Source organism: Bradyrhizobium sp. UFLA05-89, from assembly GCF_059803475.1.
The window spans coordinates 1-23,996 of record NZ_JBANBA010000033.1; the positions used below are offsets into that span (position 1 = coordinate 1).

23 protein-coding genes, 1 tRNA gene and 1 pseudogene are annotated in these 23,996 nt (G+C 61.6%); 14 read left to right on the top strand and 11 right to left on the bottom strand.

From position 1 onward, the window contains the following. Window positions 1-289: pseudogene (locus SO139_RS18900) on the top strand (alpha/beta hydrolase); the annotation flags it as partial. 196 nt (window positions 290-485) lie between these two features. Then, on the top strand, window positions 486-2,096 hold the full coding sequence (locus SO139_RS18905; RefSeq protein ID WP_449381154.1) for an ABC transporter substrate-binding protein: 1,611 nt from the start codon (window positions 486-488) through the stop codon (window positions 2,094-2,096). 47 nt (window positions 2,097-2,143) lie between these two features. On the opposite strand, the gene SO139_RS18910 is transcribed toward SO139_RS18905, so the two are convergent. Further along, window positions 2,144-3,283 (bottom strand): amidohydrolase/deacetylase family metallohydrolase, encoded by a 1,140-nt coding sequence (locus tag SO139_RS18910; RefSeq protein WP_449381153.1) that lies wholly within the window; start codon window positions 3,281-3,283, stop codon window positions 2,144-2,146. A gap of 209 nt (window positions 3,284-3,492) precedes the next feature. Then, window positions 3,493-3,569, bottom strand: a tRNA-Arg gene (locus SO139_RS18915). Window positions 3,570-3,856: 287 nt separating this feature from the next. On the opposite strand from SO139_RS18915, the gene SO139_RS18920 reads away from it, so the two are divergent. Beyond that, window positions 3,857-5,341 carry a metallophosphoesterase family protein gene (locus SO139_RS18920; protein ID WP_449381152.1) on the top strand — a complete coding sequence of 495 codons (1,485 nt, stop codon included), beginning with the start codon at window positions 3,857-3,859 and terminating at the stop codon, window positions 5,339-5,341. Window positions 5,342-5,585: 244 nt separating this feature from the next. Continuing rightward, complete coding sequence (locus tag SO139_RS18925; RefSeq protein WP_449381151.1) at window positions 5,586-6,407, top strand: hypothetical protein; 822 nt, start codon at window positions 5,586-5,588, stop codon at window positions 6,405-6,407. 723 nt (window positions 6,408-7,130) lie between these two features. On the opposite strand, the gene SO139_RS18930 is transcribed toward SO139_RS18925, so the two are convergent. Further along, window positions 7,131-7,325 carry a hypothetical protein gene (locus SO139_RS18930; protein WP_449381150.1) on the bottom strand — a complete coding sequence of 65 codons (195 nt, stop codon included), beginning with the start codon at window positions 7,323-7,325 and terminating at the stop codon, window positions 7,131-7,133. Window positions 7,326-7,435: 110 nt separating this feature from the next. On the opposite strand from SO139_RS18930, the gene SO139_RS18935 reads away from it, so the two are divergent. Further along, complete coding sequence (locus tag SO139_RS18935; protein WP_449381149.1) at window positions 7,436-7,789, top strand: VOC family protein; 354 nt, start codon at window positions 7,436-7,438, stop codon at window positions 7,787-7,789. A 125-nt stretch (window positions 7,790-7,914) separates the two neighbouring features. Continuing rightward, window positions 7,915-8,208 (top strand): GYD domain-containing protein, encoded by a 294-nt coding sequence (locus SO139_RS18940; protein WP_449381148.1) that lies wholly within the window; start codon window positions 7,915-7,917, stop codon window positions 8,206-8,208. 116 nt (window positions 8,209-8,324) lie between these two features. Here SO139_RS18940 and SO139_RS18945 read toward each other — a convergent pair whose 3' ends face one another. Continuing rightward, the gene (locus tag SO139_RS18945) at window positions 8,325-9,059 is read right to left on the bottom strand and encodes a hypothetical protein (protein ID WP_449381147.1); all 735 of its coding nucleotides are present in this window, start codon (window positions 9,057-9,059) and stop codon (window positions 8,325-8,327) included. A gap of 468 nt (window positions 9,060-9,527) precedes the next feature. Here SO139_RS18945 and SO139_RS18950 point away from each other — a divergent pair, with 468 nt between their 5' ends. Together SO139_RS18950 and SO139_RS18955 are read left to right on the top strand one after the other, a co-directional pair. Continuing rightward, a complete protein-coding gene (locus SO139_RS18950) occupies window positions 9,528-10,196 on the top strand; it encodes a hypothetical protein (RefSeq protein ID WP_449381146.1) in 669 nt (222 codons plus the stop codon). A 29-nt stretch (window positions 10,197-10,225) separates the two neighbouring features. Further along, entirely contained in the window at window positions 10,226-11,278 is a 1,053-nt protein-coding gene (locus SO139_RS18955; protein ID WP_474799607.1) for a metallophosphoesterase family protein, read from the top strand. 45 nt (window positions 11,279-11,323) lie between these two features. Here SO139_RS18955 and SO139_RS18960 read toward each other — a convergent pair whose 3' ends face one another. Then, the gene (locus SO139_RS18960) at window positions 11,324-12,352 is read right to left on the bottom strand and encodes an alpha/beta hydrolase (protein WP_449381144.1); all 1,029 of its coding nucleotides are present in this window, start codon (window positions 12,350-12,352) and stop codon (window positions 11,324-11,326) included. A 214-nt stretch (window positions 12,353-12,566) separates the two neighbouring features. On the opposite strand from SO139_RS18960, the gene SO139_RS18965 reads away from it, so the two are divergent. Continuing rightward, complete coding sequence (locus SO139_RS18965; RefSeq protein ID WP_449381143.1) at window positions 12,567-13,166, top strand: hypothetical protein; 600 nt, start codon at window positions 12,567-12,569, stop codon at window positions 13,164-13,166. A 154-nt stretch (window positions 13,167-13,320) separates the two neighbouring features. On the opposite strand, the gene SO139_RS18970 is transcribed toward SO139_RS18965, so the two are convergent. Continuing rightward, window positions 13,321-13,536, bottom strand: coding sequence for a hypothetical protein (locus SO139_RS18970; protein ID WP_449381142.1), 216 nt, complete (start codon window positions 13,534-13,536; stop codon window positions 13,321-13,323). A 25-nt stretch (window positions 13,537-13,561) separates the two neighbouring features. Next, window positions 13,562-14,569, bottom strand: coding sequence for a 2-dehydropantoate 2-reductase (locus SO139_RS18975; protein ID WP_449381141.1), 1,008 nt, complete (start codon window positions 14,567-14,569; stop codon window positions 13,562-13,564). A gap of 192 nt (window positions 14,570-14,761) precedes the next feature. On the opposite strand from SO139_RS18975, the gene SO139_RS18980 reads away from it, so the two are divergent. Both SO139_RS18980 and SO139_RS18985 read left to right on the top strand, forming a co-directional pair. Next, window positions 14,762-15,358, top strand: coding sequence for a YidB family protein (locus SO139_RS18980; protein ID WP_449381140.1), 597 nt, complete (start codon window positions 14,762-14,764; stop codon window positions 15,356-15,358). Between the two features lie 43 nt (window positions 15,359-15,401). Then, complete coding sequence (locus tag SO139_RS18985) at window positions 15,402-15,668, top strand: GlsB/YeaQ/YmgE family stress response membrane protein (RefSeq protein ID WP_449381139.1); 267 nt, start codon at window positions 15,402-15,404, stop codon at window positions 15,666-15,668. A gap of 186 nt (window positions 15,669-15,854) precedes the next feature. Here the strand turns inward: SO139_RS18985 and SO139_RS18990 are convergent, their stop codons facing one another. Then, window positions 15,855-16,640, bottom strand: coding sequence for an SDR family NAD(P)-dependent oxidoreductase (locus tag SO139_RS18990; RefSeq protein WP_449381138.1), 786 nt, complete (start codon window positions 16,638-16,640; stop codon window positions 15,855-15,857). 237 nt (window positions 16,641-16,877) lie between these two features. Here SO139_RS18990 and SO139_RS18995 point away from each other — a divergent pair, with 237 nt between their 5' ends. From SO139_RS18995 to SO139_RS19005, 3 genes are all read left to right on the top strand, one after another. After that, window positions 16,878-17,942 (top strand): acyl-CoA dehydrogenase family protein, encoded by a 1,065-nt coding sequence (locus SO139_RS18995; RefSeq protein WP_449381137.1) that lies wholly within the window; start codon window positions 16,878-16,880, stop codon window positions 17,940-17,942. 18 nt (window positions 17,943-17,960) lie between these two features. Further along, entirely contained in the window at window positions 17,961-19,121 is a 1,161-nt protein-coding gene (locus SO139_RS19000; protein WP_449381136.1) for an acyl-CoA dehydrogenase family protein, read from the top strand. A gap of 90 nt (window positions 19,122-19,211) precedes the next feature. Continuing rightward, entirely contained in the window at window positions 19,212-20,018 is an 807-nt protein-coding gene (locus tag SO139_RS19005; protein ID WP_449381135.1) for an enoyl-CoA hydratase/isomerase family protein, read from the top strand. Between the two features lie 91 nt (window positions 20,019-20,109). On the opposite strand, the gene SO139_RS19010 is transcribed toward SO139_RS19005, so the two are convergent. From SO139_RS19010 to SO139_RS19020, 3 genes are all read right to left on the bottom strand, one after another. Further along, entirely contained in the window at window positions 20,110-22,224 is a 2,115-nt protein-coding gene (locus SO139_RS19010; RefSeq protein WP_449381134.1) for an acetate--CoA ligase family protein, read from the bottom strand. Between the two features lie 162 nt (window positions 22,225-22,386). Continuing rightward, window positions 22,387-23,151 (bottom strand): VOC family protein, encoded by a 765-nt coding sequence (locus SO139_RS19015; RefSeq protein ID WP_449381133.1) that lies wholly within the window; start codon window positions 23,149-23,151, stop codon window positions 22,387-22,389. A gap of 2 nt (window positions 23,152-23,153) precedes the next feature. After that, window positions 23,154-23,945 (bottom strand): enoyl-CoA hydratase, encoded by a 792-nt coding sequence (locus SO139_RS19020; protein ID WP_449381132.1) that lies wholly within the window; start codon window positions 23,943-23,945, stop codon window positions 23,154-23,156. Window positions 23,946-23,996: the final 51 nt, after the last annotated feature.

The following is a 23,996-nucleotide window of genomic DNA, read 5'->3' on the forward strand; positions in this document are numbered from 1 at the left end:
TGCCGATCTCGAACTGGCCCGGAAGGCCTACGATATCCTCAATCCGCATCCGCTCAAGACGTTCAGCGACAAGGTCGCGCTGAAGACCAACCCGGCCGAGATGCAACTGGCGAAGTCCTACATCAACTGCACCGAGGATACTGCGCTGCCGCACGGCTATCCCTGGCATCCGCGGTTGTCGGAGAAGCTCGGGCTGTTCCGCCTGCTTCAGGTGCCGGGCAGCCATGAATTGTGCTTCTCCGATCCGGCCCGGCTGGCGCGAGCGATCATGGAAGCAGGACGGGACTGACGCGCGTCCGTCAAAAGCGAGACGACCTTCGGCAACTGCTCGCGCCGCCGGCTCCGGCGGCACGGCCCTTGCTTGGTCGCAAACGAATTCAGATCGGTGGAAGCAACCCTGCTTGTCACGTGTGGCTCCCCGCCATACGCTGCCCTATCGGCAGCCGCCATCTGGTTTCGTTTGCGTCAGGTCAGGAGAACAGCGAATGGTTCACGTCTCGCGCCGGAAACTGCTTCAGCTTGCGGCTGTTGCGCCATCGGCACTTCCCGTTGCATGGACGTCGCTTGCATCTGCCGCGGGCGGAAAGAAGGTCCTGACTGCGGTAATGCAATCGGACCTTCGCGTCACCGATCCCGGCTTTACGACGGCCATCATCACCCGCGACCATGGCTACATGGTCTACGATACGCTACTCGGCATCGACTCCAGCTTCAAGGTGCGGCCGCAGATGGCCGACTGGACGATCTCCGCGGACAAGCTGACCTACACATTCACGTTGCGCGACGGCCTGAAATGGCACGACGGAGCGCCGGTGACGGCAGAGGACTGCGTCGCCTCGCTGAAACGCTGGGGCGTGAGCGTCGACGGCATGGCGCGCAAGCTGATGGACTTCACGGCAGGCATCGAGGCTCCCGACGCCAAAACGATCGTCCTCAAGCTGAAGGAGCCCTATGGCCTCGTGCTGGAGACGATCGCCAAGCCATCGTCGATCTGCGCCTTCATGATGCCCAAGCGACTTGCGGAGACCCCGATCAGCAAACAGATTCCGGAGCAGATCGGCTCCGGCCCGTTCAGGTTCGTGGCTGCCGAATTCCAGCCCGGCGTGAAAGCCGTTTACGAAAAGAACACCGACTACGTGCCGCGCAAGGAGCCGGCCGAATGGACATCGGGCGGCAAGGTGGTGAAGGTCGACCGTGTCGAGTGGCTGACGATGCCGGACGCCCAGACCGCGCTCAACGCGCTGCAATCCGGCGATGTCGATTTCGTTGAAACGCCGCCGTTCGACCTGCTGCCTGTGCTCGAGTCCAACCCGGACATCAACATCGCAATCCTGAACAAATTCGGCTTCCAATCATTCGGCCGGATGAACTTCCTGCATCCGCCGTTCGACAATGTGAAGATCCGCCGCGCCGCGATGCTCGCCATCAACCAGAAGGACGTGCTCGATGCGCAGATCGGCAACCCCAAATACTACAAGCTCTGCGGCGCATTCTTCATTTGTGACACCCCGTTCGCCAGCGACGAGGGCGGCGAGAGCCTGATCAAGGGCAACGGCATGGCGGAAGCCAAGAAGGCCTTGGCCGAGTCCGGCTACGACGGCACGCCCGTCGTGATCCTGGCGCCGGGCGATCAGATCCTGCTGAAAGCCCAGCCGATCGTGGTCGCACAGCTCCTGCGCGAGGCCGGCTTCAAGGTCGATCTTCAGGCGATGGACTGGCAGACCGTGGTCACCCGCAGGGCCAACCAGAAGCCGCCGAAGGAAGGCGGCTGGAACATGTTCTTCACCTACCAGGGCGCCGCCGACTCGATGAACCCGCTCGTCAATGGCGCGATGGTCGGCAAGGGCAAGGAGGGTGGCTGGTTCGGCTGGTCCGAGGATCCCAAGCTCGAGCAACTGCGCGACGCCTTTGCCCGCGCCACCTCGCCGGAAGAGCAGAAGAAGATCGCGCTCGAGGTGCAGAAGGAGGCCTACGATCAGGTGATCTACGTCCCGCTCGGCCAATTCCAGGCGCCGAGCGCATGGCGCAAATCGCTCACCGGCGTGATCGACGGCCCGGCTACGCCGATGTTCTGGAATGTGGACAAGAATGAATGAGCTTCGCTCCTCGCCACGCTCTTGCGGGGAGAGGCGAAAATCTCACCCTACTTCGGATGCCACCAACGGCCGCCGATGACGACGCCCTCGGACACGATTTTCTGGCTACCCGTCAGGTGCTCGTCGACAACGTCGACATAATCGAACTGCCCTTCGCGAACCGTGATCAGCGTGGCGTCGCCGACGCTGCCTACCTTGAGGCTGCCGAGCTCGGGGCGGCGCAGCGCCATCGCGGCGTTGACGGTCGAGGCAGCGACCACGTCGGACAGCGACATCCCCATGCACAAGAATTTCGACATGGTCGTCACCTGATCGAAGGCCGGACCGTCGATGCAGAGCAAATGAATGTCGGAGGAGATGGTGTCCGGATAGAAACCGTTCGCCAGCATCGCGCGGGCGGTCTTGAAGGCGAACGAACCCTTGCCGTGGCCGATGTCAAAGATCACACCGCGCTCGCGCGCCTCCAGCACCACCTTCTTGACCGTGCCTTGCGCGGTCGCCGGCGTATTCGGGAACGGCCGGAAGGCATGGGTGAGCACGTCGCCCGGGCGCAGCCGCGCGAGCACCTCTTCATAGCTCGGCGGCGGATGGTCGATATGCGCCATCAGGGGCATGCCGACCTCTTCGGCCACTTCGAGCGCGATGTCGAGCGGCACGATCCCCGAAGTACCCGAGGCGTGCAGGCCGACGCGCACCTTGATCCCGACGATGAGGTCGCGATTGGCATCCGCCACCTTGGCGGCATCGATCGGGTTCATCAGCCGCAGCTCCTCGCTCTCGCCGACCATCACCTTGTGCGAGAAGCCGAAGATGCCGGCATGCGAGACGTGCAAATAGGCGAGGATGCGGACCTGGCTCGGCTCGATCACATGCTTGCGAAAGCCGGCAAAATTGCCGGGGCCGGCGCTGCCGGTGTCGATCGCGGTGGTGACGCCGGAGAGACGGCAAAACTCCTCGGCATCGATGCCGAGTGAGGTGCCGCCCCAATAGACATGGGTGTGCAAATCGATCAGGCCGGGAGTTACGATGTAGCGAGAAACGTCGCGCACATCGGTGCCCGGATCCGCCTTGAGCCCGCTGCCGATCGCCGCGACCTTGCCGCCCGAAAACGCGACATCCGTCACCGCGTCGAGCTTCTGCGAGGGGTCAACGACCCGTCCGCCGCGCAGGATCAAGTCAAAAGGCATCGTCATCTCCGGGTGGGTCAATGAGGCATGGCGACCCGCGGGCGCGGGCCAGGGCGCAAGGGCTGCTCCGCTCGCTGTAGCAATTTTTGCGCCGGTGACGCAAACCGCATCGCAGTGCGAATTCCAGGCGATCAAACGTGTCGATCGAGCGATGAAGCCGAAAAGACGCGCCTTACCTCTGAACGACTGCGGGCTGGACAAAGTGAGAGTGGCGATCCCGGGATGACTCGAACATCCGACCTACGGTTTAGGAAACCGCCGCTCTATCCGGCTGAGCTACGGGACCGCATTGATATTGCTCACGGAATTTTGGGAGCGATTTGATTTTGCTCCGAATTTGCTCCGCTGCGCAAGCCACTAATAGCCGAAAGGGGAGCTACAGTTCAAGCGAACGTGAGCTATCCTGCCACGCATTTCGGCGGTTTACTGCGCGCGATGGCGAAACCGATAGTTGAAGGTCGGGGCATGTAGCTATCGGCTTCTTGACCGCCAGACACAGGCTGCTCGTTGCAGCGAGATTTAGATTGAGTGCGGAAGGTTGTTTGCTGCGGAGACCTTATTGGGAGGCTGGTTATGACGGGTCGATCGTTTGTTATCGTGCAAATTTCCGACCTTCACCTCGATGGGAAGGGCAAATACTCAGGCGCCATCGACGTTCTAGCCTCCAGCATACAAGACAAGATGCGGGCATTTGCAGATGCGCCTGACCGCATCCTGCTAATCACAGGCGACTTGGTGGATAGCCCTTCGTCGAATGCCTTCAAAGAGGCGAAGAGCGCGATCGAAAAATTCAAAGCAACCGGGGCATTCACCGACATTCGAGCAATCGCTGGCAACCATGATGTGAAGATGAACGGCATCGTGTTCAAGAACGACGAAATATATCAAGAGCTGTCTCTACCTCGTCATTCGGAGAATCACTACTATCCAAACTCGGGGCTTGATCTAGTCCTTCTTGACTCGAATGCGGCGAGCTTGGCTGCGATGGGTGGGATTGAGCAAGCTACATATAACGCAATAGTCGCAAATTCGCTCAATCTTGCACTTGGCCTGAAAGTGGCTACCCCACAAAGGGTGAGCCAAGAGCTTGCGGTGATGCGCGTCTTAGCTCTTCACCACCATCCCTTGCCGCAGGCGGCTGGAGAAGGGAAGACGGTCCTCGGAATACCCGACGAGCCACTCATGTACCTCATGAGTCCCGCCACTTTTTTATCGGCAGCAATTTCAGTTCAATCCACCCTCATTCTTCACGGGCATCGGCACGTTCAAGGTCTCACCCGCTATTCAATCCCGCGTCATCTCTATGCGAGAGCCGAAGAAGACGAAGACTTCTGGCAAGACCTTTACGTCCTCTCGTGTCCTTCCTCGACCGGGCACGGTGGCGATGACGCCGGCTTCAACATAGTTCACTTCGATTCAACATTCAGCAATCGCCGAGTTCGGTATAATCTGGAGATCCTCAGGTTTAATCGCGCCAAAAATGCCGGCACGTTTAACGTAGTAGACATCGGTCTGCCAAACGGCACGATCAGGTTGCCAGTCGGGCGCGATATTTACCGTGACCCGGCGTTCCAAGTCGCGGTCGAAATGTCTGCCAAGGCGGAGATGAAGAGGGCTGAGGCGATAAACTTCGCACGGAAGCTGCTTGTTCGTCGGGCCTTTTATGGCAGCACGGAGTCCAGCTGGGCGCACGGCCTCTATACTTTCCTAGTAACGTATCACGTTTGGGAAGACCTCCTGAATAAGTTCACAAACGCAGGGCTCGCGCGTGACCTAGAGGCCCTTCAAAAGATAAGAATGCGCCTTCAGGAGCTGATCTCTATCTCCAGTGAAGTGTTGGGAATAACGGGTCCTGAGCTCGACAACTTGCGTTTCAAACCGCTCATAAATCACGATCGCATTATGGATGACCTTCCCCAAAATCCGGCACCGGGTCTTGATGTGACCGCCGCGCAGAAAAGCCGCCGCGCCGCCATTCAAGCGATAAATGCGAAGATGCGTGATCTCGGCGTGGAGCTCGATCTGGGATCCAAGGCACCGGAAAATATGCACATCTGATGATATTTGTAGCAAATTCCTCAGGCGCCAAGAATTTAGCTACGATCGCGCATGCTGTTGCGGGCTTACAACAGGACATTCAAAAAACTATCCAAGCCAACTTTTACGTGTTGCGCGCTTAGGTCGAAAGGCGCTCGATAACAACCGCCCATTTTGGGTTGATTTTGAAGTTGGTTGGAAGCAAGGGGCCTTTAGCGCCTCGCGGAGGCCTACACACGTAGATTTTTATCCCGGGGGAAGCAGCATGTTGAGGCCCGGAATCAATTTGATTGCACTAGCCGCCAGTTGCGTGCTCGCGGGTTGTGGGTTGCGGGTCCCGGAGATCCGAGACTTTCCGAACGGCGGGTCGTATGCCTCCAACAATGCCTTGGTGCAGGCAATCGTTCGGAGCGTTCATTGCGAACTTGAGGATGCAGTCACCAAGGTTCTCAATGCGAGAGCAAGTTCGTTTGATGCTCTCTTCTTGCGCAAGTGGGGCGCCCAAGTCGCTCTCACTATCCAACTCGAAGAGAAGTCGACGGCCAATCCAACCGCTCTCTGGTTGCCCCCGTCGCCACCTTCTTCAATATTCACTTTGAGCGGCGCATTTAACGGATCAGCAGATGCAACTCGCGTCGATAAAGTGAATTTCTATTACAAAGTGAGCGAACTCTATTTGGGCCCAAACGGAAAATGCGAGCGTGACACCACGGCACCAACCGATTCATTGCTGATCCAGAGCGACCTGAAATTGGCAGAATGGCTCGATGCGATGGTCAACGGTGTTGCGACCGGGCAAATCACAAGCGTCGGCAAGCAGAACGTTCTTTCGCATCAAGTAACTTTCGAAATCGACACTAGCGGGAGCATTACTCCCGCATGGAAACTTGTGAGAGCGACGTTCAATCAAAGCGGCAATTTGCTGTCGGCTTTGCGGAATCGCAAGCATGACCTCGTCGTCACCTTCGCGCCGCTCGACACAACACAGAGCGGAAATTTCTTAATCCCGATCGGTGAAAGCACGCATATTGCTTCGCAGCTAACCAGCGGCATTACGACTGGCTTCAAAAGCGCACTAGGACAATAGGATCAATCCCCTCTTCCAGAAGGAAAATTTTGAACGGAGGACAATGATGGCCAAGAAGGTGAAAAAGCGCGGTGCAAAGAAGGCAAAAAAGGCAAGTGCGAGGACCTCTCTGTCGGGGCCAGGAATGAATGCTGTAATTGACCGAGTTGCGGGTTGCAATAAACCGCCGATCAAATGGCTAAAGCAGGCTGATGGGTCGTGGCTAGAATGCTTCCTTCGATCGGACTGCACGTACGGCAATTGCCATGAAGTGAGCCCTAATGATGTGCCATCCGAAATCCGCAATGCTTGAATCCGTACGGCCGGCGTGAGATCATCTCCGAGAAAGTACTCATCTTCAACGATGAGCACACAGGAGAGCCCTGAAAGAATCATTGGGGCGGGTCATCTGACCACGTTCCAATGTATTTTGTACGCGGACCGTAAAAGAGCATTCCGCGAAGTCGCGTTGCTTCTCTCGGCAGTGAAAAGCCAGAGTGCATCCGGAAGTCGCTGACTTTAAAGCCTGTTAGTCTGGCCGTCTTCCAGATTTCGATACCTCGTTGGTTAAATTGTTGCGTTCTTAATTACAAATAGTTCGTGATTTGCTCGGCGCGTCCAATTCGTAATTTCCGTCAGCGCCGTTGATGTTGCAGTGCCCAGTTTAATTCTTGCAATTCATCGGACACGAGGTCGCAAATCGCCAGCGTTGCGATGCGCCGAAAGGGCGGCAAGGCGGCGGTCTCAATCATGCTCCTCGAGCTGGGCCGCCGTCCCGTGAACCGGGCAATTCGCGTCAGGGGCGACCAGCATCCCGGACGGCTCCAGCTCATCCGTCTTGGAGTCATGGGCGATCACGGCGCAGGTGCAGCCGAGCGCGATCGCGTCGGCCGTTCCGGGTTTCGGTAACGCGCCATCCGGCATTGTAGGCATTCGCATCAAGACCTCCCGCCTGTTGGATGTTCCGTTTCTCCCGCAAGGCGAAACATTGACCATCGTCAATCGTTTCATCCCCGCTCTAACAGATTTAGTCCATCGGGAGCGCCACCATGATCGAGAGCATCAGTGCCATTACCCTCGCCACCCATGACATGGCACGTGCCGTCGGCTTTTACCGTTCGTTGGGCTTCGACGTCCTGCACGGCGGCGAAGCCCAGGCGTTCACGAGCTTCCGCGCCGGCCCCGGCTATCTCAACCTGATCGCCCAGCCCGAGGACAAGCGCTGGTCCTGGTGGGGCCGCGTCATCTTCTACGTCGCCGACGTCGATGCCATCCACCAGCGCGCGCTCGCCGCCGGATGGCAGCCGTCAACCGCGCCACGAGACGCCGAATGGGGCGAGCGCTACTTCCATCTCACCGACCCCGATGGCCACGAACTCAGCTTTGCGCGGCCCTCGTCCTGACCCGATAAGTCACGCCCGCTGACGTTCCCCAATGGGCAGGTGGCGGCATGTCAGCCGCTGTGGCAAGCTCGGCCGCGGTTTCCTCATGCGAGACTTGTATTGGGTTCTAACCAGGGAGGACGACCATGGTGGCCTATGTCGTGCTGGGAAACTTTACTGATCAGGGAATCCGGAACGTCAAGGATTCGCCGAAGCGGGCCGACGCATTCAAGGAAATGGCGAAGACATTCGGCGTGACCGTGAAGGAGCTGGTCTGGACGCAAGGGCGATATGACTTTGTGACCCTTCTCGAGGCTCCAGATGAGGCGGCGGCGATGTCGCTCAGCGTCAGTGTTGGCGCACTCGGCAATGTCCGCACGGAGACTCTACGCGCGTTTTCGGGCGCGGAAATGACCAAGATCGTCGGCAAGATCGCCTGACATCAGGTCCGTCGTGGGCGACACCTGACCGGGGACGACGAGCCCGGAGAGGCGACCTCATTGTCCGCAGGCGGCATGTGCCCGCGGCTTACCGATCCGCGGTGCAGTTCAACGTTCTATTTTACTGCAGACAGACGCACGGCGGCCAAGAGGCGGTCTTTGAACTCACCCTTCAAGGTAACGTGCACGCTGGACCATTTTCGACTCTTGAACTCGCAGCCGCCTCGTGGGCAATATTCCTTATCTCGATAGTCTCCGCTAACGACGCCAAACAGGGTCATTCGATGACCCAACAGACGAAACAGGGCGCTGCCTGATGCCCCAACTGTGAACTCGCAGTTCGTTTCAAACGTCCACCAATCCCTTACGTCGCGTATTTGGCACTCCTGTATCGTCTTGTTGAACGGCCCGTACTTGTCCGTCTTTCCTGTGGCTTCGATGTCATAACCGACAACCGCCAGGACACGCTCCAGCTCCATGAGAATTTCAGGCTGCTCATAGATTTCGTAAGGCCTCACTTCCGCGGGAAATTCGAGTTTTGCGACCGCCCAATCGCCGCTGACCGCTCTTGGTGCACTATCGAGGCATGTGCCCATCCATAGGGCTTCCGACAACGGAACAGTCCGCCTTTCCGCTCCCAAATAGTACTCGAATATACACTTGTCGGGCGGCGTTCGAAGCTTGCAATCGTCCCGAAACGCGTGAGCCGCCGTCGTGATCACGTCGCGCGCTCCGGTCACTTGGGCGCTGCTAGCTCCACCTGGGCATCGTAAGACTCCACTTGCCGCAAAACGGTCTCCGACCTCGTCTAAGGAGAAACCGTTGGCTTCTGCGTACGCCTCTTCCGTCATTCGCCGGCCTCCATCGGCCGAGGCAACGGTGACTAGCGTCTGCATGAGATGATTGTTGATGGCCTCATGGCCATTGTAAATGGAAGTTGACGCGCGGTCGGGACCAAGACGCCGGATCTCCAACGACCCAACCTCGTCGTTTCCAGAGACAAGCAGAAGGAAGACGCCAGGCAGGATGAATGCGCAATTCCTCATAATCACTTGAAGTAACCTCAGCATGAATGAACATCAGAAAGCTTTGACCGAAACAGGGGATTATGAAATCGCTTTCGAAACCAATAACGACCGGCTCGGTTTTTGCAATCCACAGCGACGATAGAGTTTTAGCCTACCGCGCCCGGTAGCCAGCCGAGATCGTCCGATATCACGGATGAGGCCAACCAGCTTTCAACGGCCCCAGAATATATGATTGGCGCAATAAACCTGCGGGAGTATACAGGACGCGGAACGCGCGAATGGTGAGTTGTCATGTTCTTGACCGACTTGCTTCCGACGCTCTTTGACGGCTTCGTTCTGCGCCTGACGCGTCGCCCCCTTCTGCCGATCGAGCGCGACGCCGTCCTCACGGCGCTTGTGAATTGCGTTGGCGAGTCCGTCATGCGCCGGGTACGGTCTGGATCGGAGCTGAACGCCTCCGGCGAGATCACTCAAATAAGCACGGCAGACCATTTCAGCGATGATTGGACCTCGAGAATGGAGATCGTTGAAGCGATCGAAAGGTCGAGTGGGCTCGGTCGCGAGTTATCCGAACTCGCTCTTTTCTTGATCGAAACCAGCCTGGACAAGCGCCTTGGGTCTGACGGGGACTCGATCGTGGAAATCGGTATGGTGCACATCGCTGAACCGCGGCCTCCGACTCCAGAGGTCGATATTGTCCAGCGGCTCCTGTCTGAATTGTCCAGCGTGACTGCGTCGCAGCTCGATCATTTCAGGCTTGCTTTGCCGGGATGGAGTGCTGCGCGAGAACGTACCCAACGACAGCTCGAAACGTTGCAGATCGTCGCAAGCTTCCGTGCTCCGTTGTCCTACAGCATCGTGCTGTCGGACGGACTTGCGTATAAGAAGAAGGTCATTTCTCGAGTGGACGTCGTGTTGGAACCACCACCGGAGAGCAGCGCCAGACTTCGTCCCGCTTAGCATTTGATCAGAGATTTGGGGCCGTAGGAATGACCATCGGCAGAATCGTTCAGCTTTCTGATTTCCATTTTGTCAGCCGTCTGACGCAGGAAAAAAGAGCATTTTACGAGAAAGGTCGCGCGAAATGCCATTCCTTTAGCCGCCTGGTCACGTTGGCGCGGCAGCTGGATCGACTGCAGCGCCTGGACGGCCGGCTTGACATCTTCCTGTGCACCGGAGACCTCTCGACCGACGGATCAGCCGGATCATTTGCCACTTGCCTGTCCTATATCGAGGACGCCGAGGTTGGTGCGGGGGCACCGAGGCAGGTCTACACGCTCGGACTGAATGCCGATGTGCAGCGGCGTCTTCTCCTGCCCGGCAACCACGATCGCTGGACTCGCAGCTGGGCAGGTTTTCAAGAACAGGGTGCCGCCTTTGAAAGAGCCTTTGGGCTTCCGTCCAACTACCCCTATGTGGTCGGCCTTCGCAGGCCAGGCACTGCGAACGAGCCGGACGAGCCGGCTGTTCTTTTCTTCGTCTTTGACTCGACGCCCGGAGCCTTTGCCCGATTCTGGTGGTGGAACCGGCTAGCGCGCGGCCGGGTCGAGCACGGCACGCTGGATGCGTTCATGAACCAAGCACGCGCGATCGAGGCCAGCGGCGTTGTTCGCAGCCTCGGCGGCGAGGAGTTGCACGTCCGCTATTCCAATTGCGTGAGGGTCGCGCTTCTGCATCATCACCCTTTCGACCGCCATCGTACCACGCTGATGGAGAACGCTGCCGAATTCAAAGAGTACTGTATCAAGGCCGGCATCCATATCGTGCTGTTCGGCCACGAGCACAAGGAGTTCCGGGCCCACGACTTCGGAGCGTCCGAGTTGGCACCGGACGCCAATCATCAGGTCATCTTCTTCTGCTGCCCGAGCGCATCCGAATATGCGTCGGAGCAAGGCTTCTACGAATTCGCGTTTGACGGCAATGGGTTCGATTTCACCTTCCACAAATGGCTGAACAGACAATTCGAACTTGGCGGTCTCGACGAAAACCGCTTCCTACGGAACGCTCCGCAGCGCTACCACTTCAGCCGTCCCCTCCAATGACGATGGCGCAGCGATCACCGGCGCGGACACCCGAACCTCGTACAGTCAACGATCTGCCGTGCAGCCCGGCAGATCGAACAATGCCGCGAGGCCGCACTTCGAGGTCAGCATCTTGTCGCCGTCATGGCCGACGCCCGCAACGTCGAACAGCTTGTGATTGGGCGTGCCGTGGTCGCGCCTGGCCATCGCGTCCGCATAGGCGTGGCCGCGGGCATAGCGATAGGGTCCTTGCGCGCGCGCCATGCAGCTCTTGTCCAGCGCCGGATGCTCGGGGTTGGTATCGAGCGTGCCGAGCAGATAAATCACCTCGCGCTCAACATAGCGCTGCTCGAGCGCGGCGGGCGTGGCGTCGCCGAGATAAGGCGGTCGTCCTTCCATGCCGTATTTCCAATTGTCGTAGCCGGCGCAGGAGGCGGCGATCGACGGATCGGGCCGCTCGCTGCTGAAATATGCATAGGATGACGGATTGGCGACGACGTAGCGCACCTCGATGTGCTGGCGCGACAGCGTCGCCTCGGCCCTGCCCGCGATCGCATAACGCTGCGCGACCTGGCCGCCGCCGGAATGACCGGCCACCACGACCTGCCTGAGATTCGGGAAGATGCGCCGATCGCCGAGCCTAGCGAGGATCGCATCGAGCGCCTCGAACGAGGAGGCCGGGTTCGGCGCGAGCGCGGCCTCGCCGCCCTCCCATCCTTCCAGCGACCAGCGCAGCGTCTCGTCGGGCAGCTTGTACGCATCGACATCGATCTGCGCCAGAAACTGTGGAACGATCATGATGGTGGCCCGGCCCTCGTCGCCGGCCGCCGCCTGCGCCGTCCGCGCCGACTTGTAATAGACATCGGCATTGCGCAAGCGCCCGTGCAGCACGATGACGGCGCGGGTGATCGACGGCAGGGGCAGCATCCAATCGCTGGAGAGATAAAGTGGCAGGACGCCCTGATCGCCAACCGCAAGGCGGGCATCGGCGACCGTCTTCACCGGCGCGCGGTTGGGCGCGTCCTCATCGGCGGCATTCGCGTGATACGACAACAGCGCCAACGCGACGGTTGCAATGAATGTCCGCCATCCCATCGCCAAAAATCCTCTCCACGCGAAGGCTTGACTTGAAGCCTCCTGCAATTCTAAGCGCATCACGTGCCATGCCGCTGTGCCCGACCGGCCACGTCAAGCAAAAAATGTCAGCAATGCAGCCATGAAAATGTCGGGTTCCACGGGTGACAAGTCGCTGGAAACAGGCGAAAATTCGATTGATTCAATTGACCTCCACAAAGATTGCATCCGTTGAGTGTCGTTCGTGATCGCTTCGCGTAGCGCGAGATTGTTGCTTGGCTTGATTGCGGGGCTCGCCCTGCTGATGCCCGCGCATGCCCACGCGCAATGGTGGAAGCGTGCGCCGGGCGATTTCGAGGAATGCGCCGATCGGGCCGAGAAATACGCAACCAAGCAGGAGAAGACGGCTGCGCTTGCCGAATGCAACGCCAAATTCGCCGGCCGCCGCAAGGCAGGAGGCGGATACACCTACTACGACTTCCTCCAGGATCGCAGCTTTGATATCGCCGGTCCCAATCCGACGCCGGAGGAACAGAAGAAGATCGACGAATCCTACGCCACCTATCTCGCCAATCAGCGCCGCGCCAATCTGGCTGCCGAAGCCGCCGCCAAACAGCAACAGCAGCAGCAACAGCAACAGCAGGAGCAAGTCCAGCAGGTCGCATTGCGCACCGAACCCGCGCGCGTGCCGGTTCCGGTCGAGCGGCCGAAGCAGCTGCGGCCGAAAGCATGCACCAAGGGCTTGTTCTCCTGCGAATGGCCGCGGCTGTCGGAAAGCTTGAACGAACTGAAGAAACTGTTCAGCCCGACGCCAAGCAAGCCGAAGAAGGGCTGACTGCCGCGTCTCCGCGCCGATGCCGTAGGGGGAAAGGCGCGCACTTCGCGCGCCGTGCCCACCATTCTTTCCAGGATTGCGCCAGAAGCGGTGGGCACGCTTCCATCCTCGCCCTTCGAGCAAGGATGGCTGCTTTGCCCACCCTACGACGCCATCAGTTCGTATGCTTCTTCCTTGAATGCTTGTGCGCGGTCGTCTGCCGACCGGCCGGCGCAACCGTCGTCGCCGTACCGCCAATCGCCGACCGGCTTTCCTGCAACCGCCTGTCATAGCCGGGCGACGGTGTGACGGTGGGTGGACGGGCTTGTGCAAGCGTGGATACACCGCAGAGCATCGCAGCTGCAATCGCCATCGTCGGAACAGGCTTCATCGGCACTCTCCGGTCGGCCCAATGCTCACGCACCGCCCCGGATCTGCTGCGGCGTCAGGCGCGGCGGGCCTTGCCCTGCGCTTTCTGCCTCCCTGATCAGCGCAGCAATGCGGCGGCACAGCGGCACGTCCACCCGATGCTGGTCCGCCAGCGCGATGATCGCCCCTTGCAGATAGTCGATCTCGGTCTTGCGGCCCTGCTTCAGGTCCTGCCACATCGAGGAGCGTGCCTCTGGGTCGATCTTCATGGTTCGCCCGAGGATCACGTTGAAGATCATGTCGGGCAGTCGCAGCAGCGTCGGCGTCCAGCGCGGCGGAATCGGCGTCGCCGACACCGGGTTGATCCCCGCCGCCGTCATCGCCGCGAGCCCCTCGGCCATCTGGTCCGCAAACAATCTTCGCCAATCCCGGCTCGCAAGCTGCGCGGCAAGCGGCATGTCGGACAACGCGCTCAGCGCGTTGTTCAGATTGATGATCAGCTTGCCCCACTGCACGCCGGCGATATCGGGGCTCGCGCGCATCGCAAGGCCCGGCACCGACAACCTCGCAGCCGTATCGGCCTCATCCTTCTCGACATGAATGTCGCCAGAGGTCGAACGGTGGAAGCGTCCCTCGCCCATTGCGATCACGTTGAACGGCACCATGCCCGCGAGCACGCGCCGCCCCGGCAGTCTATGGCGCAAGATTCCCACATTGCCGACGCCGTTCTGCAAGGAAACGATGACGGCATCCTCCGATGCGTGCCGGGCGATCAGCTCGGCGACTTCGGCCGTGTCGGCACTCTTCACCGTCACCAGAACCACGCCAACACTGTGAAAAATCGATGCATCTTCCGACAGCGCGAGCTGTCCTGCCGAGAGCCGCCGCTCAGCGCCGTCGAAATCGGTCAGGCGCAGGCCGAACCGTTCGATTTCGGTCTTCACCCGCGGCCGCACCAGGAGCGCGACGCGGCGGCCGGCGGCAGCGAGCATGCCGCCGACGAAGCAGCCGATGGCCCCCGCGCCTGCAACGGCGATCGGTCGATCCGTCACCACTTACTCTCTGCTCCCCAAACAGCTTGCCGCTTTCGACAGCGGCGTTGACCGTACTTGCGCTTGACCGGACCTTCGATAGCAAAGGCCGCACCGCTTGCCCATCGTCCCCTGCGGTTGCGGTGCGACCGCCTTGTAACCGTCATGAGAGCCTCATATGTTTTCGCCCCGGGGCATGTTCAGCGGGAGAGCACCATGGGTCTACTCGACGTCCTCAACGGCATGCAGAACGGCCCGCGTGGCCCCAGCACGCCGAGCTCGCAAGAATCGTCCTCCGGCGGCATGTCGCCGATGAGCATGGCAATCCTTGGTCTGTTGGCGTGGAAAGCGTTCAAGCATTTCACCGCTGGCCAACCCGAGGCCGCGCCGCGATCGTCACCGTTGCCCCCGCCCACGCAGGCGAATGCGGGCGGCGGAGCGCTTCCGGGCGGCGCACCCGGCGGCGGGGGGCTCAGCGATGTGCTCAAGGGCGGCCTCGGCGGCCTGCTCGCGGGCGGTGCCGCCGGGAGCGTGCTCAGCGGCGGGCTCGGCGACCTCCTCAACCAGCTCCAGCAAGGCGGCCATGGCGAAACGGCGAATTCATGGGTCGGCAAGGGTGAGAACAAGCCGATCGCACCGGGCGATCTCGCCAATGCGCTCGGCGCCGACCAGATCCAGAGTCTGTCGGCCCAGAGCGGCCTGTCGCGCGACGAGCTCCTGTCCGGTCTCAGCCAGTATCTGCCGAAGGTAGTCGATCACCTGACGCCCGACGGACGGCTGCCGACCGAGAACGAGCTGTCGGACAGGATCTGATCGAGCTCCGATTTCAGTCGTATCAAAGCTGGGAGTTGCGAACATGGGCGGGATTATCTGGGTCATCATCGTCGGTTTCATCGCCGGCCTCATCGCGCGCTGGCTGATGCCGGGACCGAAAAATCCGCAGGGCTTTATCCTCACCACCGTTCTCGGCATCGTCGGCGCGTTTCTCGCAACGTTTGTCGGCCAGGCCATCGGCCATTACAGCCTGGACCAGGGTGCCGGCTTCATCACCGCCACGATCGGCGCGGTGGTGGTGCTGTTCATCTGGCACCGCCTGGTGGCGAGCGGCGTGATCAAGGGGTAACGGCGTAAGCCGTCGCGAGCGGAAACAACGGGCCCTCGCTACTCCGGTCGTCATGCCCCGGCTTGACCGGGGCATCGAGTACGGCGCGGCTTCTCCGCATGCGATTGACGTCTCTGGAACACTGGATCACCCGCGGGTGATGACAGCGAGGAATTTGCGCCGGCCATAAACGCGCAATGACATCCCTCACGAAATCAAATGCGCCCCGGCATCCATGCGCACGATCTCGCCGGTCATATTGCTGGAGGCCGGCGTCGCGAGGAAGCAGACGAGCTGCGCGATGTCGTCCGCGCTTGAGGCGACCTTGAGCGGGACCTTCGCGACCACGTTGTCGCGCACCTGCTTGGCTGCATCCTCGCCACGGCCCTTGGTGAACCAGGGCGTGTCGATATAGCCGGGGCAAACCGTGTTGACGCGGATGAGCGGCGCAAGCGCGCGCGCCAGCGAGAGCGTGATGGTATTGAGCGCGCCCTTGCTCGCGGCATAGGCGATCGAGGAGCCGACGCCGCTGATGCCGGCAACCGAGGAGACGTTCACCACCGTTGACGCCCGCCCCGAGGCGTTCGCGCCAGCCTCGAGCAGCTTACGCGCCGCGCGCACCATCTGGAACGGACCGATGGTATTGACGCCGTAGAGCCGTTGAAAATCTTCCGCCGACAAACCATCGAGATTGGAATGAGCGACGTGCTTGGTCGTGCCAGCATTGTTGACGAGCACATCGAGCCGGCCCCAGGCCTCCGCCGCCGCGACGATCCCGCGGCAGTCCTCGTCGCGTGAGACGTCCCCCTGTGCGATCACGACCTCGGCCGCGCCTGCCTTGCGGCAGGCTTCCGCCGTCGCCTCGGCTTCCTTCTGACTCGACGAATAGTTGATGACGAGTCGCGCGCCGCCGCGCGCGAAAATTTCCGCGGTTGCAGCTCCAAGACCGGATGCGGACCCCGTCACGATTGCGCACAAGCCGTCCTTTGCCATCCGGTTATCCTCTCTTGTTCTGAATGCCAGCGTTCCTGTTTAGCGAGTTTGCGGATGGCTGCAAATCGACCAAACTCCGCAAAGCGGAATTAGTCCTTTTGCCCATGCCCGCGCCGCAGGCGGACCTGCGATCAACGCTTGTCAGGGCCGTGGCTTTTTCCGATCATCGGGCGCAAGAAGAGGCCTGCGCACCGCTCGAAAAGACGGACGCGCCAATGGCAAGACACGGGGAACGCTGTGGCGGAGAGTGACAACATCGTCGTCGAGACCGCGGAGAAAATCTTCGCCGATCTCGGCGATCCGCAAACCATCAACAACGACAAGAAGGACGCGTGGAAAGCGCCGCTGTGGCAGGCCCTGAGCGAGGCCGGACTGCCTTTGGCCTGGGTGCCGGAGGATCTTGGCGGCTCGGGCGCGAGTCTTGCCGACGGCTTTGCGCTGCTCAACGCGGCGGGACGCTTTGCAATCGCGGTTCCCCTGGCCGAAACCATGCTCGCCGGCTGGCTGCTCGCGCAGGCGAAGATCGCTTCCCCCGAGGGCGAGATGACGGTGCTGCCGGCAAGCCCGAAGGACCGCATCACCCTCAATCCCGACGGCTTGCTCTCAGGACGCGTCCGCGGCGTGCCGTTTGCAAAGACGGCAAGACATCTTGCGGTGCTGGCACACGGCGCAAGCGGCGTGTCGATCGCGCTGGTCGATGCCGGCAAGGCTAAGGTCGAAGCCGGGCTCAATGTCGGCTACGACGACAGCGATATCGTGACGCTCGACAAGGTGGCGCCGATCACCGTCAAGCTCGCGCCAAAGCACCTTGACCAGGCTACGGTGATGCTGATGGGCGGGGTGGCGCGCAGCCTCCAGATCGCCGGCGCGCTGGAATCCATGCTCGACATTTCCGTGCGCTACTCCAATGAGCGCGTCGCTTTCGAAAAGAAGATCTCCAAATTCCAGGCGGTGCAACACAACCTGGCAAGACTTGCCGGCGAATCCGCAGCAGCGCTCGCCGCTGCGACCTCCGCCGCCGATGCCATCGCGAGCGCGACAGCCTTCAACGATGAGATCTATCTCGAAGCCGCTTCCGCAAAAATCCGCTGCGCGGAAGCTGCCGAGAAGGGCGGCGCCATCGCGCATCAGGTGCACGGCGCGATCGGCTTCACCATCGAGCACATCCTGCATCGCTACTCGCTGCGGGCGCTGGCCTGGCGCGACGATTTCGGCTCGGAGAGCTATTGGGCCGTCGAGCTCGGCAAGCTCGTTGCAAACCGTGGCGCCGATGAATTGTGGCCGCTGGTGGCGTCACGCTGAGTTGAGGGAACGAGACATATGACCGCTGCCCTCCGTTTCGATCCGATCCGCCTGCCGCCCAAATGCGAGGAACTGCGCAAGGAAGTGCGCGCTTTCCTTGCCGAAGAAATGGCCCGCGGCACATTCAACCCGTTCAAGCCGAATCGCGAGGACACCGACGTGCCGGAATTTTCCCGCCGCGTCGGCGAACGCGGCTGGATCGGCATCACCTGGCCGAAGAAATACGGCGGCCATGAGCGCTCCTTCCTCGAGCGTTACGTGGTCACGGAAGAGATGCGCGTTGCGAATGCGCCGACGCGTCGCTTCTTCGTCGCCGACCGCCAGAGCGGACCGATCCTGCTCAAATACGCGCCAGAGCACATCAAGATGGAGATCCTGCCGCGCATCTGCCGCGGCGAATTGTGCTTCGCCATCGGCATGAGCGAACCGAACTCCGGCTCCGACCTGTTCGCAGCAAAGACGCGGGCGACCAGGACGGACGGCGGCTATCTCATCAACGGCACCAAGATCTGGACTTCGTCAGCGCATATCGCGGACTACATGATCGCGATCTTCCGCACCTCGCAGCCGACCAAGGAAAACCGCCGTCACGGCCTGACGCAGTTCCTGGTCAAGATGAAGCAGCCGGGCATCAAGGTGAACCCGATCGGCCAGATCACCGGCCAGTACGAGTTCAACGAGGTCGTCTTCACCGACTATTTCATTCCGGATGATCACGTGCTGGGCGAAGTCGACGGCGCCTGGAAGCAGGCGACATCCGAGCTGGCCTACGAGCGCTCGGGTCCGGAACGCTTCCTCGAAACCTATTACGTGCTGACCGAGCTGGTGCGCGCGGTCGGCAACGATCCGGATAACCGCAGCGCCGAAGGCATCGGCCGCCTCGTTGCGCAGCTTCACACCATGCGGCGCATGTCGGTTTCCGTTGCCGGCATGTTGCAGGCCGGCAAGGAGCCGGTGGTCGAAGCCTCCATCGTCAAGGACATCGGCACCGTGTGGGAGCAGCAGCTGCCGCATCGCGTGCGCGATCTCGCCGCCTTCGTCGAGGAGACTGCGAGCAATCGCGAGACGCTGGAGCGGCAGCTCGATTTCGCCATCAAGACCGCGCCGAAACTCACCATCCAGGGCGGCACCACCGAGGTGCTCCGAGGCATCATCGCCCGTGGACTTGGTCTGCGCTAACAGTGATGAACTCGAAGCCTCGGCCACACGCTCCGGTCACCTCTCCCTATGGGAGAGGTGGTTCTTCGCTACTGATATACTGGAGGTAAAATGAGCAGCTACAAGGATATCGGCGTCGAGAAGGTCGGGCATGTCGGCACCATCGAGATCCGCCGCCCGCCGCTCAACTTCTTCGACATCTCCCTGATCAACCAGATCGCGGACGCGCTCGACGAGTTCGATTCTGACATCGAGATCCGCGCCTCCGTGCTCTCGGCGCAGGGCAAGGCATTCTGCGCCGGCGCCAATTTCAACGACCCGGCGCGGCAGGAGCAGGAGGCGCGCGCGGCGAAAGGCGATCCGGCCGATAGCCTCGGGCCGATCAACCATCTCTACATCCAGGCCGTGCGCATCTTCCGCGCCAGGAAGCCGATCGTCGCCGCCGTGCATGGCGCAGCCATCGGTGGCGGGCTCGGGCTCGCAGTGTCGGCAGATTTTCGCGTCACCTGCCCGGAGGCGCGCTTCTCCGCGAACTTCACAAAGCTCGGCTTCCACCCGGGCTTCGGCCTGACAGTCACGCTGGCCGAGCTGATCGGCAAGAACAATGCCGAGCTGATGTTCTACACCAGCCGCCGTGTCACCGGCGAAGAGGCTTATAAATGGGGCCTCGCCAACGAGCTGGTGCCGCAGGACCAGGTGAAGGCAGCCGCTTTGAGACTCGCCGGCGAGATCGCCGAGTGCTCCCCGCTCGGCCTCGTCTCCACGCGCGCCACGATGCGCGCAGGACTGGCCGACCGTGTCATGGCCGCCACGAACCACGAGCTCGCCGAGCAGACGAGGTTGCGGGCGACGGAGGACTTCAAGGAAGGCGTGAAGGCGACCGAAGAACGGCGCGTGGCGAATTTCAGGGGACGGTGACTGCGGCGACGTTTCGTCGTATCGACGGCGTCCCCACAACTTCTCCTGTCATCGCGGCGAAGGCCGGGACGACAGCGTTGTTTGCAGCCAGCTATTTCCGCCCCACGACCAGTGCATCCACAATCGTCAGGCCTTGCCCTTCCGGATGCACCAGCACCGGATTGAGCTCGATCTCCGCAATCTCCCTAATATGCCGCGCGGCGAGGATGGAGATGTCGGCTATCAACTGCGCAAGCCCCGCGACATCCGCCTTGGCAGCGCCACGAAACCCGTTCAGCAGCGGCACCGCCTTGAGCGCGGCCAGCATCGCGTCGGCCTCATCCGCGCTCACCGGCGCCGTGCGGTAGATCACGTCGCGAAACAACTCGGTCGTGATACCACCGAGGCCCACCATCACCATCGGACCGAAAGTCTGATCCGTCATCGTACCGACGATGATCTCGACGCCCTTCTTCGCCAAGGGTGCGAGCAGCACGCCCTGAACCGCAGCATCCGGCCGATGCTTGCGCGCATTGTTCAGGAGCTGCTCGAACGCCAGAAACACCTCGCCCTTGGTCGTGATGTTCACCCGCACGCCGCCGACCTCACTCTTGTGCGGGATGTCCGGCGACTGGATCTTCATCACCAGCGGAAAGCCGACCTGCGCGATCGCCTCGTCGAGGCCGCTCTTCTCGACGACGAGCACCTCGTTTGGCAGCGCGATGCCAGCCGCACGAAGCAGAGCCTTGCTGTCGGCTTCGGACAGGGCGGGCGATTTCAAGAATGCCGAGAGATCGCGTGGCGGAAGCCGCATCTCTTCCGCAGGCCTGGGCAGATCGAACGCTGCGAAGTCCACGAGCTGCCGCAGCGCGACGCCGACATGGGTAAGGCCCGACAGCACGACGACGCCGGACTTGGCAAGCTCTCGCCGCGCGAAATCCGACGGCAGCGTGTAGGAAAAGAACACGACCGGTTTTTTCTGCGCCGCCAGCACCGGCTTCAGCTCCGCCTCCTTGAAAGGCATCCGCACCTCGCTCGACAGCGACAGCATCACCAGGATCGCGTCGACCTCGTCGGACACGCTGAGCAGATCGACGCTTCGTTGCAGGCCGCCCGAGGTCACGCCCTGGGCGGTGACATCGATCGGGTTGCGCGCCGTGCCGTATGACGGCATCAGGGTCCTGATCTCCGCCTGGATCGGCTCGGAGAGCTCCGGGACCTGCAAACCCTTGAGCGCCACCGCATCCGTGCCCCAGATGCCGGCGCCGCCGGACACGGTGACCACGGCAACCCGATCGCCCCTGGGCAGCGGATTGCTCGCCAGCACCGCGGCGATCGTGAGCGCCTCGTCGAGGTCCCCGGAGACGATGAAGCCGTACTTCGCGAACACCGCATCATAGGCCGCGGACCAGCCGGCCATGCTCGCGGTGTGCGACGCCGCCGCACGCTCGCCCGCACCGCTGCGGCCGACCTTGGTCACGACGACGGGCTTCTTCAGCTCGGCGGCACGCCGCGCTGCTGCCAAGAATTTCTCGACGTCGCGGATGCCCTCGATGAACAGCAGGATCACGTCGGTCGACGCGTCCTGCACCAGGTAGTCCAGAAACTCGCCGGCTCCGAGATCGGATTCGTTGCCGGTAGAGACGACGTAGCTTACTGCAACGCCGAGCGCCTTGGCGCGATTGTAATAGGCAAAGCCGATGCCGCCGCTTTGCGCGACGATGCCGATCCGTCGCGTGGTCGCAACCAACGGCGCCATGCCGGGCTTGACGTCGACGGCCGGACTGAACGTCGCCGCCACGTGCTGAACCTGGCTGAAAAAGCCTTCGGCGTTCGGGCCGGAGATGCGCATGCCAGTGCGCCTTGCCAGATCAGCGATTGCCTCCTGCATCGCGGCGCTGCCGCCGCCCTCCTCCGCAAAACCGGAGGAGATGATGACGGCGTTCTTCACGCCGGCGGCAGCGCATTGCTCGAGCGCGGTCAGCACTGCGCGCGCCGGAATGATGACGACGGCGAGATCGATCGGCGCGCCGATGTCCGCGATCGCCTTGTAGCAGGCGAGCCCGTCGATCTCTGCGTAGTTCGGGTTCACCGGATAGATTTGCCCGGGATACTCGTTCTTGCGCAGCATCGACAGCAGCCGCCCCGGAATCTTGTCGTGATCGCGGGAGGCGCCGATCAGCGCGATGCTTGCGGGCGCGAAGAAGCTGTCGAGCGGATGCGGCATGGGGGTATGTATCTCTCTGCTCGTGTTCAACCTATCCCCGTCATGGCCGGGCTTGTCCCGGCCATCCACGCCTCGCCTCACGCGCCAGCTTCTCGGGTCAGGAACGTGGATGCCCGGGACGAGCCCGGGCATGACGACCCAACGGGCAAATGTGCCAACTGCTCAAGCGCTGAGTCGGAACGTCACCCCACCCAACAGAAACTCATTCCCCGCCACTGCGAGCCCCTTCGCCCTTGCCGCATGAAGCACGCTTGCGACATCGGCCACCCTGAACTCCAGCGCGCTCATGATCTCAGCTCCACCCTTGACGAAGCGGAAGCTCGCGTTAGGCAGCTTCAGCTCGGTCTCGCCGCCCTCTGCCTTGCTCGGCGCGACGCCGATCAGCTTGCCCCAATGCTCGGCCAGGCCTTGCGGATCCGGGCTCTGCATCTCGACCGCCGATAGCGCCTGCGTCACGTCCTTGCGGATGAACTTTTGCCAGTCCGGCCCGGCGGGCGGATAGGGCCCCAAGACATCATCGCTGCCCTTGGTGTGGTTGAACTCGATGAAGGCGGCGCGGCAATCGCGGGGATGCAGTTGCACGCCGTGATAGGGCGGATGATCGATGACGTTCGCGGTGCGTACGCCCATTGCATTCGCGTTGCGGCCGCGCGCGTCCGGGTCGTCACAGCAGAAGATTGCCATATAGCCGCCGCGACCGCCGGTCTTGGCGATGAAGCGACCGGCTGCGGTGCCGTCCCTGGACGGCGCCACCACCTCCAGCAGGATCGTGTCGACCGGCAGCAGCGCGTTCTCCAGGCCATACTTCGCGACATTGGCGTCGCGATAGCAGACGGAAAGGCCCATGATGCCCGCGATATCTGAGATCACGGGCTCGAGCTGCGGCGCGACCAGGCAGATCTGCCGCAAGCGCATATAGGGCGCCATGGTCAGGCGCCCTTGAAGGTGGGTTTCCGCTTCTCGACAAACGCCTTTGCGGCTTCCTTGTGGTCCTCTGTATCGCCACAGCGGGTGTGATGAATGGCTTCGCCGTCGAAGCAATCCTCGAGCGGCAGGTGCTCGGCATTGTTGATGTTGCGCTTGATATAGCCGAGCGCGATCGAGGGGCCCTGCGCCAGCGACAGCGCGAGCTCGTGCGCGGTGGCGTCGATCTCGGCGTCAGGCACCACTTTCGTCACCATCCCGATCGCCTGCGCCTCCTTCGCACTCAGGACCGGCGACATCAGATAGAGCTCGCGCGCCCGTGCGCTGCCGATGAGTTGGGTAAGGAAATAGGTGCCGCCATAATCGCCGGAAAAGCCGACCTTTGCGAAGGCGGTGGTGATCTTGCAGGACTCGCTGGCGATGCGCAGATCGCAGGACAGCGCCATTGAGAGACCCGCACCGGCCGCGGCGCCATCGAGCTGCGCCACCACGGGCTTGGGCATCTGGTGCAGGATGCGCGAGACCTCCATGCCGCGGCGCAGGTTCGCGAGCTTGGTCTCGAAAGGCAGCGGCGCGCGCCCCTCGGCCATCGACTTGACGTCGCCGCCGACGCAGAAGCTGCCGCCTGCGCCCTTGAACAGCACCGCGCGCACATCCGGATCATCGGCCGCGCGCCGCGCCGCCTCCACCAGCCCGCTCACCATGTCGGGGTTGAGCGCATTCTTGCGCTCGGGACGGTTCATGGTGATGGTGAGCAGCCCGCCTTCGAGCTTTTGCAGGACCATGTCGTTGCTCATGGATGTTTGCCTTTCTTCTATGGCACCACTCTCTCACATCGTCGTTCCGGG

Bases quoted from the DNA above. Each gene is read 5' to 3' on its own strand.
- SO139_RS18905 (WP_449381154.1), top strand. From the start codon at position 486: ATGGTTCACGTCTCGCGCCGGAAACTGCTTCAGCTTGCGGCTGTTGCG.
- SO139_RS18910 (WP_449381153.1), bottom strand. From the start codon at position 3,283: ATGCCTTTTGACTTGATCCTGCGCGGCGGACGGGTCGTTGACCCCTCG.
- SO139_RS18920 (WP_449381152.1), top strand. From the start codon at position 3,857: ATGACGGGTCGATCGTTTGTTATCGTGCAAATTTCCGACCTTCACCTC.
- SO139_RS18925 (WP_449381151.1), top strand. From the start codon at position 5,586: ATGTTGAGGCCCGGAATCAATTTGATTGCACTAGCCGCCAGTTGCGTG.
- SO139_RS18930 (WP_449381150.1), bottom strand. From the start codon at position 7,325: ATGCGAATGCCTACAATGCCGGATGGCGCGTTACCGAAACCCGGAACG.
- SO139_RS18935 (WP_449381149.1), top strand. From the start codon at position 7,436: ATGATCGAGAGCATCAGTGCCATTACCCTCGCCACCCATGACATGGCA.
- SO139_RS18940 (WP_449381148.1), top strand. From the start codon at position 7,915: ATGGTGGCCTATGTCGTGCTGGGAAACTTTACTGATCAGGGAATCCGG.
- SO139_RS18945 (WP_449381147.1), bottom strand. From the start codon at position 9,059: ATGACGGAAGAGGCGTACGCAGAAGCCAACGGTTTCTCCTTAGACGAG.
- SO139_RS18950 (WP_449381146.1), top strand. From the start codon at position 9,528: ATGTTCTTGACCGACTTGCTTCCGACGCTCTTTGACGGCTTCGTTCTG.
- SO139_RS18955 (WP_474799607.1), top strand. From the start codon at position 10,226: ATGACCATCGGCAGAATCGTTCAGCTTTCTGATTTCCATTTTGTCAGC.
- SO139_RS18960 (WP_449381144.1), bottom strand. From the start codon at position 12,352: ATGGGATGGCGGACATTCATTGCAACCGTCGCGTTGGCGCTGTTGTCG.
- SO139_RS18970 (WP_449381142.1), bottom strand. From the start codon at position 13,536: ATGAAGCCTGTTCCGACGATGGCGATTGCAGCTGCGATGCTCTGCGGT.
- SO139_RS18980 (WP_449381140.1), top strand. From the start codon at position 14,762: ATGGGTCTACTCGACGTCCTCAACGGCATGCAGAACGGCCCGCGTGGC.
- SO139_RS18985 (WP_449381139.1), top strand. From the start codon at position 15,402: ATGGGCGGGATTATCTGGGTCATCATCGTCGGTTTCATCGCCGGCCTC.
- SO139_RS18990 (WP_449381138.1), bottom strand. From the start codon at position 16,640: ATGGCAAAGGACGGCTTGTGCGCAATCGTGACGGGGTCCGCATCCGGT.
- SO139_RS19000 (WP_449381136.1), top strand. From the start codon at position 17,961: ATGACCGCTGCCCTCCGTTTCGATCCGATCCGCCTGCCGCCCAAATGC.
- SO139_RS19005 (WP_449381135.1), top strand. From the start codon at position 19,212: ATGAGCAGCTACAAGGATATCGGCGTCGAGAAGGTCGGGCATGTCGGC.
- SO139_RS19010 (WP_449381134.1), bottom strand. From the start codon at position 22,224: ATGCCGCATCCGCTCGACAGCTTCTTCGCGCCCGCAAGCATCGCGCTG.
- SO139_RS19015 (WP_449381133.1), bottom strand. From the start codon at position 23,151: ATGGCGCCCTATATGCGCTTGCGGCAGATCTGCCTGGTCGCGCCGCAG.
- SO139_RS19020 (WP_449381132.1), bottom strand. From the start codon at position 23,945: ATGAGCAACGACATGGTCCTGCAAAAGCTCGAAGGCGGGCTGCTCACC.